This window comes from Pigmentiphaga sp. (assembly GCF_019689535.1).
Classification (GTDB): domain Bacteria; phylum Pseudomonadota; class Gammaproteobacteria; order Burkholderiales; family Burkholderiaceae_B; genus Pigmentiphaga.
The window spans coordinates 1-10,587 of sequence record NZ_JADGHH010000118.1 but is presented as its reverse complement, the minus strand read 5'-3'; the positions used below and the strand labels follow the sequence as shown (position 1 = coordinate 10,587).

Sequence of the window (10,587 nt, the reverse complement as noted above, 5' to 3'; positions counted from 1 at the left end):
CGGCGCCCCCATGGCGTGCCCGCCGCGCTTGCCCGCGTAAGCCCCCCCGACCGTGCGGTCCGGGTCACCCCCAAGCCGTAACCGATCAAATGAACGCCGCCGCGCAGCCGTCCATCGGAATGACCGCGCCCGACACATAGCTGGCAAGGTCAGACGCGAGGAACAAGGCCACGTTGGCCACCTCTTCGGGTTCGGCCAGCCGGCCCATGGGAATCCCCGCAATGTGGTCGGCAAGGACTTCTTCCCTGGAACGCCCGCTCGACTCCGCCTCGACGGCGATGCCGCTCTCAACGCGTCCCGTGCGCGTCAGGCCGGGGTTGATCGCATTGAAGCGCACCCCTTGTCGCGCATAGGCGCGTGCGTATCCGACGGTTGCCAACATCAGCGCGGCATTGGCGGCGCCGCCAGCGATGTGGAACGGGCTGGGAGACTTGCCGCCCTGGCCGATCACATTGACGATGCTGCCCCGTTGACGCATTGCCATCCTGCGCGCCACCGCATCGATGACATGCATGTAGCTGAAGTACTTGGCGTCCATGGCCGCCCGAAAGGCGGCACCGCCGAGTTGATCGAGCGCGTAACGTCGCGCGGCACCGGCGGAGTTGACCAGGACGGAGATGGCGCCGACCTCATCCTCCACCCGCCGCACGGCTTCCAAGGCGGCCGCTTCGTCGCCCAGGTCGGCCGCGATGGTGTGCATGTCCAGGCCTTCGGACTGCAGCGCGGCCCGGGCGGCCTCCAGGTTTTCGTGGCTACGGGAGACGCCGGCGACCGTCGCGCCAGACCGGGCGAATGCACGCGCGCAAGCGAATCCTATGCCTTTGCTGGCACCGGTCACCATCACGATGGCGCCGTCGAACGTGAGCACGGGAGCAGACTTCATTGGGGTCCTCGAAAGTTGGGGGGCATCTCATTATCCGTCCAGCGCGCCGGGCGCGTAGGTTTGCAAGAACCAGAGCAGCGCCATCGGTCCCGCATTGAAACAGGCATGGAGGATGATGGACGCACCGATACCAAAGCGAACGCGCATCCACCCCAGTACCAGGCCGGTCGCCCATTGGGGCAGCACGAGCAGCGGCAGCCATGCCCAAGCAGTGCTGCCGAGCCGGAAATTGAAAAGGTGGAGCAACGCGAACGCCAGCGTGGCGACATGGAAGATGACGGGGAACGCGTTCCGGTAACGGCGCAGCCAACGCCGCGGCCAGCGGTATCGACGCCACGCCAGCACGCCGGCGATCCCCCCGCAGGCCAATGCAACGCTCACGGCTGCGGCAAAGCTGGGCCGCATCAGCATGGCGGCTATCATGACCGGGAGGAGCCAAACCGCCGCCGCGGGGCGTCGCAAACCGAAGCGAAACACCATTTCTTCGATCACCGGCGCCCACACCACGACGTGGAACCACGACAAGTGCAAGACGTCGAGCCGGCGCTGCGCACCCGAGGCGGTAGCGACCGACGCCGCCAACGGTCCCAACAGCAAGAGGTTGATCCCCCAAAGCACCAGCAGCCAGCAGAAAAAACGTGGGGCTGCCGCGCCACCCAGCCACTCCAGCGATGCGTAACGCGGCTTGCCCTGGCAGAGGCGGCGGTAGCTGTAGGCGCCTCGCCGCATGCGCGGCGCAAGCCGGGGTCGCTTGACGAAAGCCAGGAAGTCGGCGAACTCTTCCCGAAAGCGCGGCCGTTCCCCCGCCGAGGCGGCATTCAGCGAGGAACGGGGCCCGCGCATGTCAGGCATTGCCGCTGTGCAGCTGCTTCATCGCCGACTCGAACCGCCCTTGGAGAATGTCGGGAACGACGGCGCGGGCACGGTCGACGGTTTCTTCGATGCGGACCTGTTCGTCCTTGCGGGGCGGGTGCAGCACGAAGTCCGCCACCTGCTGTGCCAGCCCCAGCGAGCGAGGGTGCCCGATGCCTATCCTCAACCGCCAAAAGGCCGGCGAGCCCAATGCGGCCTGGATGTCTTTCAGGCCATTGTGGCCCGCGTGGCTGCCTCCCTGCTTGAGCTTGGCCTGGCCCGGAAGCAGGTCGAGTTCGTCATGCGCGACCAAGATTTGCTCCGGCGCCAGCTTGTAGAAACGCGCCAGTGCGCCGACAGCCTGCCCCGAACGGTTCATGTAGGTCATGGGCTTGAGCAGCAGCACCATGTCTCCATTGACGCGCGCCTTGGCCACATGGCCGAAGAACGGCTTTTCGTTTGCGAACGAGACGCGCAGATCGTCTGCAATCTGGTCCAACAGCCAGAATCCCGCATTGTGCCGGGTGCGTTCGTAATCAGGACCGGGGTTGCCCAGGCCGACGATGAGACGTATGGGTTCGGACATGGAAGAACGACTTGGATTAACGGCTGGCCTCGGCCACCCAAGGGCAGGGCGCGATGCGCGACGCAAAGCGCCTGATATCTTAGCCCGTGACCGCGCGTCGAGGCCCGTAGGAAGCGTGGCCCATGAAAAAACCCCGACCGTGATACGGATCGGGGTTCTGTTCCAACGAACTGGGCGCGTGGGCGCACCGGGGGCCCCGGCACCCGCGCCTGGCGTCTTTACTTCTCTTCGGCGGCTGCCGCGTCTTCCGCTGCACCACCCTTGGCGATGGCAGTGGCAACCACCACATCGCCCGCGACGGCGAACGTCACGCCCTTGGGCGCCTTGAGGTCGGACACGTGGACCGAACCGCCGGCGACGAGGTTGCCCAGGTCGACTTCGATGAACTGGGGCAGGTCGTTCGGCAGGCAGTTGACTTCGATTTCAGTCAACACGTGGTTGACGATCGCGCCGCTCAGCTTGACGGCAGGCGAAACCTCAGCGTTGATGAAGTGCAGCGGTACCTTGGTGTGCAGGGCCTGGCCGGCGGCGACGCGCTGGAAGTCCACATGCAGCACCTGGGGCTTGTAGGGGTGCCATTGAACGGCGCGCAGCAGCACCTGGGTGCTCTTGCCGTCGAGCTGCATGTTCAGGATGGAAGAGTGGAACTCTTCCTTGCGCAGGGCATGGAAGATCTCGTTATGGTCAAGTTCGATCGACTGGGGGGCTGCGTCGCCGCCGTAAACGATGGCGGGAACACGGCCAGCGCGGCGCAGGCGGCGGCTCGCACTCGAACCCTGGACGCTACGCGAAGTGGCGTTGAATTGCATGGTTTTCTCCAAAATGCGGCGGGCGACATGCCCCCGCTCGATGTACGGAACGCGACCATCGCGCTCCGTCCGGCAGCGCCGCGACCAGCGCTGCCGGCTCGCCTACGCGCCTTGCACCCGGCAAGGCGCGAAAGCAGAATTTATTCCACGAACAGCGAGCTGACCGAGTCGGCCCGCGAAATGCGCAGCATCGTTTCGCCGATCAGCGCGGCACACGACAGCTGGCGGATGCGGCTGCACGCCTTGACTTCCTCGCTGGCGGGAATGGTGTCGGTCACCACCAGTTCATCGAGGTCAGACTCGGCGATGCGCCCCACTGCGCCGCCCGACAACACGGCGTGCGTGCAGTACGCGTATACGGCCACGGCACCGCGCTGCTTCAAGACCTGCGCCGCCTTGCACAGGGTGCCGGCGGTGTCGACCATGTCGTCCATGATGATGCAGGTGCGGCCTTCGACGTCGCCGATGATGTTCATCACTTCAGACACGTTGGCGCGCGGACGGCGCTTGTCGATGATGGCCAGGTCCACCTCGAGGCGCTTGGCCAGCGCGCGGGCGCGGACCACGCCGCCCACGTCGGGCGAAACCACCATCAGGTTCGATAGGTTGCGCTTCCAGATGTCGCTAAGGAGGATGGGCGCGGCGTAGATGTTGTCGACCGGGATGTCGAAGAAGCCCTGGATCTGGTCGGCGTGCAGGTCCATGGTCAGGATGCGGTCCACGCCGACGACCTGCAGCATGTTGGCCACGACCTTGGCGGAAATCGCCACGCGCGCCGAACGGGGGCGGCGATCCTGGCGGGCATAGCCGAAATACGGCATGGCGGCGGTGATGCGGCCGGCGGAAGCCCGCCGCAGGGCGTCGACCATGACCATGATTTCCATCAGGTTGTCATTGGTGGGCGCACAGGTGGGCTGGAGCACGAAGACATCCTTGCCACGGACGTTCTCGTTGATTTCCACCATGACCTCGCCGTCGGAGAACCGGCCGACGCTCATTTTGCCCAGTGGTATGCCGAGATGGCTGGCGACGTCCGCCGCCAGCTTGGGGTTGGCAGTCCCCGTGAATATCATGAAGCTTTCTTGCGCCATGACGCATGTGCCCGTGGCTGTGGCCCGGGTGACCTGTAACCGGAGCCGATCGACAAAACAACAAAGCTGTTGATCCTGCAAACTCGCTGACAGGCATCAACAGCTTTAGGTCAAAGACGTTGGCTGGGGAGGAAGGATTCGAACCCTCGAATGCCGGAATCAAAATCCGGTGCCTTAACCAACTTGGCGACTCCCCAACTCGTTACTCCCGCAGGAACTGCGTGAGCATCGAAACTTTGGAACGCTCTGCTGCAAGAACGTTCTCGCGGATGGCCGTTCAGGCCCAGTCCAGCAGCGGATGCGCATCGAGCCCGGCACACGCCTGGTTGACTCTCAACGCCGGCAGCCCGCTGGGCTGACTCTGCATTTTAGCGGCGATTTTACACGCAGCGCTATCGGCCTGCGCCTGCGTGTCGCATTCGACAAATAGGCACGAGCCCGACCCGGACATCCTGACCCGAGCACCTTCGAGCGCCTGGGAAAGCTCCGTCGCGACTCGCCCGACTTCCGAAAATCGCGCAAAAACGACGGGTTCCAGATCGTTCCTGAAGGCACCATCAAATGTGCCCCGAGGAAAGTCCGCTATTTTGACGCGTGGAGAATTTCTTGTCAATTCGGGTGCACGAAAAACGTCGGCAGTCGGCACACTCGCATCGGGCTGGACCACTACATACCAGCGAGGCGGCAGCTCGATGGGGGTCAACTCCTCGCCTATGCCCTCGGCAAAAGCGTTGCGGCCGAACACGAACACCGGCACATCGGCGCCCAACGGTAGCGCGAGCCGCATCAGTTGCTGGCGACTCAGGCCGGTATTCCACAATCGGTTCAGGCCGAGCAGCACCGAGGCCGCATCGCTCGACCCCCCGCCCAGGCCACCACCCGCCGGAATGCGTTTTTCTAGTTCGATGTCGACGCCGAGCGCGCAGCCAGTGGCCTGCTGAAGCGCCCGCGCCGCCCGCACCGTCAGGTCGGCCTCAGGCGGCACGCCGGGCAAGTCCCGCACGCGAACGATGCGGCCGTCGCTCCGGACGCGCAGGTGCAGGGTGTCTTGCAAGTCGATGAAACGGAACACAGTCTGCAGGAGGTGATATCCGTCGGCGCGCCGGCCGACCACGTGCAGGAACAGGTTGAGTTTCGCGGGAGCAGGAATGTTGCGCAGTTCAGTGATCATGGGTCAGGGCTGATGACGAGGCGCAGGTCGACCTCCTGGCCGCCTTCCTGGCGCGCCATGTGCAACCGCGTGGGCCCAAGCGCATCGTATTGCTGCGCGGTGACGTGCCAACCGGCCTGCTCGAAAACCAACGGACGGCCCAGCTCGTCGCGGCGGGCCACATTGGCCGCCACCCGCGGCGCCACCCGGCCGCGCAGCCAATCGCGCAGCCCCGAGACGGGTATGTCGTTGCCGAGCACGATGCCGACGAGCGCATCCGGATCCCCGGCCCGCGTCTCTCTCCCATTGGATTCGCGCAGCACCGCTTCGCCGGGACCGGCTTCGACCCGCGCGAGCGTCGCGCCGAGCGGAGACACCAGGTCAAGGGCAAGGCGGCTGCCGTCGTCGCGCCACGCGAAGCCGCCTTGGACGGCATGCTGCTTGCCCCCAGCTTCCTCGACGCGCAGCGCAAATCGACCCACGCGCGACAGCGCCTCGCGCGTTTCCGCGCCCGGCGGGGCCTGGATCGGGGCCGGCGCGGCGCACGCGGCCAGCAAGGCAACGAAACCGGCGGCGGCCACAGCCCGGCCGAGGCGTACGCAACGGATCACAGCGTTACGTCGAGACGCACGAGCGTGCCTTTCAGCACGGCATTGGACGGATCCTTGGCCTGGGCTTCGCGCCACAGCTGCCTGGCCCGCTCCTGCTCGCCCGTTGCCCAGAGCACCTCGCCCAGGTGCACGGCAATCTCGGCGTCCGGACGCAGCCGGTAAGCACGCTCGAGGTAAGACAAGGCCCGCGCGTTGTCGCCCAGCCGGTAATAGACCCAGCCCATGCTGTCCATGATGAAAGGATCGTCGGGCGCCAGGTTCAGCGCCCGCTCGATCAGCCGCTTGGCCTCGGCCAGGCGGATGTTGCGGTCCGCGAGCGAATAGCCGAGCGCGTTATAGGCATGGGCGTGGTCGGGCTTGATGGCAATGACGCGGCGCAGCCGGCTCTCCATTTCGTCGATCCGGTTCTGCTGCTCGTACAGCATGGCGAGGTCGTAGAGCAGGTCCGGCGTATCGGGGTAGCGCTCGTTGGCCGCCTCCAGGACCCTGACCGCCTCGTCCCGCTGGCCGGCCGACCGCAGGATCTGGGCCTCGGTCAGGGCCACCTGCGTGCCTTCCCGCACGCTGCGCGGATCGATCAAGGCCAGGATCTTGCGCGCCTCGTCCACCCTGCCCTGCTTGCCCCGCAGCACCGCTTGGCGCAAGCGCGCCGGGATGGCGGCCTCGGGATCGTCGATCTTGTCCAGCAGGTTGAACGCATCGTCGTAGCGCTTCTCATCCTCGGCGATCTGCACCCGCAGGAAGAGCGCATTGTCGGCTTCGGGCAGGGGCGCCCGCCTCCTGCCGCCACTCACTCGCTGTTCATGGATGTCGAGATACTGCCTAAGGTATTCGTCGGCCTCCGAAAGGCGCTGGGTCTGGTAGGCCAGCACGCCCTGCATGTACAGGACTTCGAAGTCCTCGGGGTTGGCGCGGGCAAGCGCCTGCAGCTCCGAGCGGGCGCCGTCGTAGTCCTTCAGCGACGCGAGCGCGCGCGCCAGCATGATGCGCAGGTTGCGCGACTCGCCGTGCGTGGCGATGAACGCGCGGGCGCGTGCGACGGCCCGCTCGGGCTCGCTTTCTATGCCCATTTGGAGCGCCAGCATGGCGGCCGCCTCGGAATCAGGCCGGGCCTCGAGGGCAGCCAGGGCCTCGCGCAATGCGCGGGCGTTGTCCCCGGCAGCGGCCGCAACGCGCGCCAGGGCAATATGGGCCTCCGGCAGGTTGCGCACGTCGACCAGCGCTTCCTCGAGAATCTCCAAAGCACGGCGCTTGTCTTCCAAGCGGGCGACCACGCGGCGGGCCTCGGCGATGGCTGTCGCCTTGTCCTGCGCGTCGGATATCCGTGCGCGCAGCGCCGAACCCATCCCTTCCACGCGGCCGGCCGCCGCCGCGAGCGAGAGCGCGGTCTGGCGCGCCTCGACATCGGCAGGGTCCAGCTCCGCCCAGGTTTGGGCGGCCTCGAGCGCGCGCATGAGGTCACCGCCGGCCAGCGCGAACTCCACCGCCCGCCGGGCGAGCCGGGGGTCGCGGGTATTGCGCGCCAGTTCGAGGGAGGTACTCGTGGCAGGGCCGAACGCGCCGCGCTGCGCGGCGATTTCCGAGGCCAGGACCTGGAATAGGATTTCGGCCGACAGATCGACGTCGGGCAGTGCCTTGGGCCCGATGGAGCGGGCACTGAGCGGCGAGATGTGCAAGCCCGGAACCAACAGCTCGTTCGAAGCGGGAGCGTCGGTCTGCGCCACCGCGACCGAGGCTGCCGCCGCGAGCCCCATGCATGCAGCCGCCAGCTTCAAACGATGAGCGTTAAACAACATGGCACAATTCCTTGGCGTATCGCCGACGCCGTCCATATTTGGAGATGTTAGCACTGCGATTGTCGCCACACGTTACGCGGCCCTGGCGGCGGGCGGCGCGGATACGCCGGTTCATAGGCTTTATTCATCGGACTGCCGGCCGCGCCGACAGTTCACCGCGCGTTGCAGCAACCACCATGCCCGAGCTTCCCGAAGTCGAAACCACCCGCCGGGGCATCGCGCCCACGGTAGAAGGCCACGTGCTGCGCCGGCTCGTCGTACGAGAGCCCCGGCTGCGCTGGCCGATTCCCGACCACCTCCCGGCGCTGCTGGAAGGACGCACGATTCTATCCACGGGGCGCCGCGGCAAATATCTCCTGGTGCAATTCGAGCACGGCTGGCTCATCGTCCACCTGGGCATGTCAGGCTCGTTGCGACACGTGCCCCCGGCCGAGCCGCCGCGCAAGCACGATCACGTCGACTGGGTGTTCGATCATGCAGTCCTGCGCCTGCACGACCCGCGGCGCTTCGGCGCCGTGCTGTGGCATCCCGCCGAGTCCGGTCCCGTCGAAGAACATCCCCTGCTGGCAAACCTGGGAATAGAACCATTCGACCCACGCTTCGACGGGAGCTGGCTATTCCGCCACACGCGGCGCCGCAGTGCCTCCATCAAGCAAGCCCTGCTCATGGGAGACATCGTCGTGGGGGTGGGCAACATCTACGCCTCCGAGAGCCTGTTCCGGGCTGGCATCCATCCCAACACCCCCGCGCGACGCATCTCGGCCGCCCGTTATGAGAAACTGGCGGCCGCCGTGCGGGCAACGCTGGAAGACGCCCTGCGAGCTGGCGGCAGTTCGCTGCGCGATTACGTGGGCGCCCAAGGGGAATCGGGCTACTTCCAGATCGATGCTCGCGTCTACGACCGCGCCGGACAACCCTGCCGCGCGTGCACAACCCCCATCCGACGGCTGGTGCAAGGGCAACGGGCCACCTATTACTGCCCCCGGTGCCAGCGCTAGCCCGACCCCGCGAACCGAAGCATGAAAACGATCCCGCCCTTTGCGCGACGGGTAGCCGAATGGCAGCGCGCCCACGGGCGCAATACCCTTCCCTGGCAGAACACGCACGACCCTTACCGAATCTGGCTGTCGGAGATCATGCTCCAACAAACCCAGGTCGCCACCGTCATTCCCTATTACGAACGCTTCCTGGCCCGGTTCCCCACCGTCGCGGACCTCGCCGCCGCGGACGAAGGGACGGTCATGGCACTGTGGGCTGGCCTCGGCTACTACACGCGGGCGCGCAACCTGCACGCCTGCGCGCGTCGCATCATGGCAGACTGGAACGGACGTTTTCCGCCCACGGCGGCGCAGATCGAGACACTGCCCGGCATCGGCCGGTCTACCGCCGCAGCCATCGCAGCCTTCGCCTACGGGGAACGCAGCCCCATCCTCGACGGCAACGTCAAACGCGTATTCGCCCGGCACTTCGGGATCGAAGGCGACCCAACCACGCGCGCCGTGGAACAGCGGATGTGGGGCATCGCCCAGGGCGAGCTGCCGCCCGACGGCCCCGATGCAGCGGACGAAATGCGCCGCTACACCCAAGGCCTGATGGACCTCGGCGCCACCGTCTGTACCCGCGGCGACCCGAATTGCGGCCAGTGCCCCGTGCGAGATACCTGCGTCGCGCTTCGTGAGGCGCGGCAACACGAATTACCCACCCCTAGGGTGCGCAAAGCCTCGCCGGAGCGGTACACCCAGATGCTGGTGATCGAAAAGGCCGGCGAAGTCTTGGTACAGCGCCGCCCCGCCCCCGGAATCTGGGGCGGCCTGTGGAGCCTGCCCGAGTTCGACGACGGCGATGCCGACACCGCGTGCCGTGCGCTCGGCGTCGGCCCGATCGAGATCGTGCGCCTGCCAGCCTTCTCGCACGCCTTCACGCATTTCAAGCTGCACGTCGTGCCTTGGCACGTCAAGGCGGGCCCGGTGAGGCTGAAGGATGACGCCGGTGAGCCTCCCCGGATCTGGCTGCCGACGTCCGACCTGGCCGGCGCGGCGCTGCCGGCGCCAGTCAAGAAACTGCTGCAAGGCTTGTACCGACGGGGTGGGTTGTTCTAGCGACCGCTCCCCGCGCCGTCCCGCCCGGCCTCGACGAACGCCTGTGCGATCGAGTCTGCGGCCGCGGATAGGTCATGCAGGCACTCGCGCTCGATTTCGGAGCCCAGCAGCTCGCCGGGAAACGCACGCGCCAGGCTGCCGATCACTTTCTTTTCCCCGGGCAGGAAGATGGGTACCGCGACGCCCGCCAGGTTGGGGGAGATCTGGCTCCGGCTGGTCGCGTAACCGCTGCGCCGTATCGCCGCCATGGTGTGGCGGAACTCATCCCAGGTGCGGCCCAAGCCGGCCTTGGCGATCTCCTCGGCGCTGCGCAGGTACGTCTGGCGTATGCGATGCGGCGTAAAGAAGGCCAGCATCGCCAGCGAAGCGGCACCGCGAAAGAGCGGGAATGCCGTTCCGCGCGAGCGGCGCACGGGGATGCGCTCACCTTTGTGTTCGAGCGTGTCCGGCCCTTCCTTGTAAATGCACAGCACCTTGTCCCGGTAGAGGTTGTGCAAGAGCAGTACGCTGTCGGGCCGGCGCATGGCAGGCAGCACCTGGCATCCGGCAAGGTAGAGCGGGTCGGTCATCACCAACAGCCGCTCGAGTTCGACGATGCGCGGCCCAAGCGCGTACATCCCACCCGAAGAAGGTGCCAGCAGTCCGGCGTCGCACAACTCCTTGACGTAGCGATAGGCCGTGGAGCGGGTATAGCCGAGGCGCGCCATGAC

Annotated in this window: 11 protein-coding genes and 1 tRNA gene; 2 read left to right on the top strand and 10 right to left on the bottom strand. The window is 66.5% G+C overall.

The genetic code is table 11. The features are described from left to right. Window positions 1-85: 85 nt before the first annotated feature. The 9 genes from IRZ12_RS11330 to IRZ12_RS11290 all read right to left on the bottom strand — a co-directional run bounded on the left by IRZ12_RS11330 (window position 86) and on the right by IRZ12_RS11290 (window position 7,778). Window positions 86-883 (bottom strand): SDR family oxidoreductase, encoded by a 798-nt coding sequence (locus tag IRZ12_RS11330; RefSeq protein WP_296468436.1) that lies wholly within the window; start codon window positions 881-883, stop codon window positions 86-88. A gap of 30 nt (window positions 884-913) precedes the next feature. Next, entirely contained in the window at window positions 914-1,735 is an 822-nt protein-coding gene (locus IRZ12_RS11325) for a CPBP family glutamic-type intramembrane protease (protein ID WP_296468435.1), read from the bottom strand. Next, the gene (pth, locus tag IRZ12_RS11320) at window positions 1,728-2,321 is read right to left on the bottom strand and encodes an aminoacyl-tRNA hydrolase (protein WP_296468432.1); all 594 of its coding nucleotides are present in this window, start codon (window positions 2,319-2,321) and stop codon (window positions 1,728-1,730) included. Before pth ends, IRZ12_RS11325 begins: the two co-directional genes overlap by 8 nt. Window positions 2,322-2,539: 218 nt before the next feature. After that, window positions 2,540-3,130, bottom strand: coding sequence for a 50S ribosomal protein L25/general stress protein Ctc (locus IRZ12_RS11315; RefSeq protein ID WP_296468430.1), 591 nt, complete (start codon window positions 3,128-3,130; stop codon window positions 2,540-2,542). Window positions 3,131-3,270: 140 nt separating this feature from the next. After that, a complete protein-coding gene (locus tag IRZ12_RS11310; protein WP_296468428.1) occupies window positions 3,271-4,221 on the bottom strand; it encodes a ribose-phosphate pyrophosphokinase in 951 nt (316 codons plus the stop codon). A gap of 120 nt (window positions 4,222-4,341) precedes the next feature. After that, window positions 4,342-4,418 (bottom strand) — tRNA-Gln (locus IRZ12_RS11305). A gap of 80 nt (window positions 4,419-4,498) precedes the next feature. After that, window positions 4,499-5,392: a 4-(cytidine 5'-diphospho)-2-C-methyl-D-erythritol kinase gene (gene ispE, locus IRZ12_RS11300; protein ID WP_296468426.1), complete on the bottom strand. Its 894-nt coding sequence runs from the start codon at window positions 5,390-5,392 to the stop codon at window positions 4,499-4,501. Beyond that, window positions 5,389-5,982: an outer membrane lipoprotein LolB gene (locus IRZ12_RS11295; protein ID WP_296468424.1), complete on the bottom strand. Its 594-nt coding sequence runs from the start codon at window positions 5,980-5,982 to the stop codon at window positions 5,389-5,391. Before IRZ12_RS11295 ends, ispE begins: the two co-directional genes overlap by 4 nt. After that, window positions 5,979-7,778 carry a tetratricopeptide repeat protein gene (locus tag IRZ12_RS11290; RefSeq protein WP_296468423.1) on the bottom strand — a complete coding sequence of 600 codons (1,800 nt, stop codon included), beginning with the start codon at window positions 7,776-7,778 and terminating at the stop codon, window positions 5,979-5,981. The genes IRZ12_RS11295 and IRZ12_RS11290 overlap by 4 nt, the downstream gene beginning before the upstream one ends. Before the next feature lie 176 nt (window positions 7,779-7,954). Here IRZ12_RS11290 and mutM point away from each other — a divergent pair, with 176 nt between their 5' ends. Both mutM and mutY read left to right on the top strand, forming a co-directional pair. After that, a complete protein-coding gene (gene mutM, locus IRZ12_RS11285) occupies window positions 7,955-8,776 on the top strand; it encodes a bifunctional DNA-formamidopyrimidine glycosylase/DNA-(apurinic or apyrimidinic site) lyase (protein ID WP_296468421.1) in 822 nt (273 codons plus the stop codon). 21 nt (window positions 8,777-8,797) lie between these two features. After that, entirely contained in the window at window positions 8,798-9,877 is a 1,080-nt protein-coding gene (mutY, locus tag IRZ12_RS11280) for an A/G-specific adenine glycosylase (protein ID WP_296468419.1), read from the top strand. Here mutY and IRZ12_RS11275 read toward each other — a convergent pair. Then, window positions 9,874-10,587, bottom strand: a 714-nt coding sequence (locus IRZ12_RS11275; RefSeq protein WP_296468417.1) for an IclR family transcriptional regulator C-terminal domain-containing protein, incomplete at its 5' end; no start/stop codon positions are given. The two genes, mutY and IRZ12_RS11275, sit on opposite strands and share 4 nt — an antisense overlap.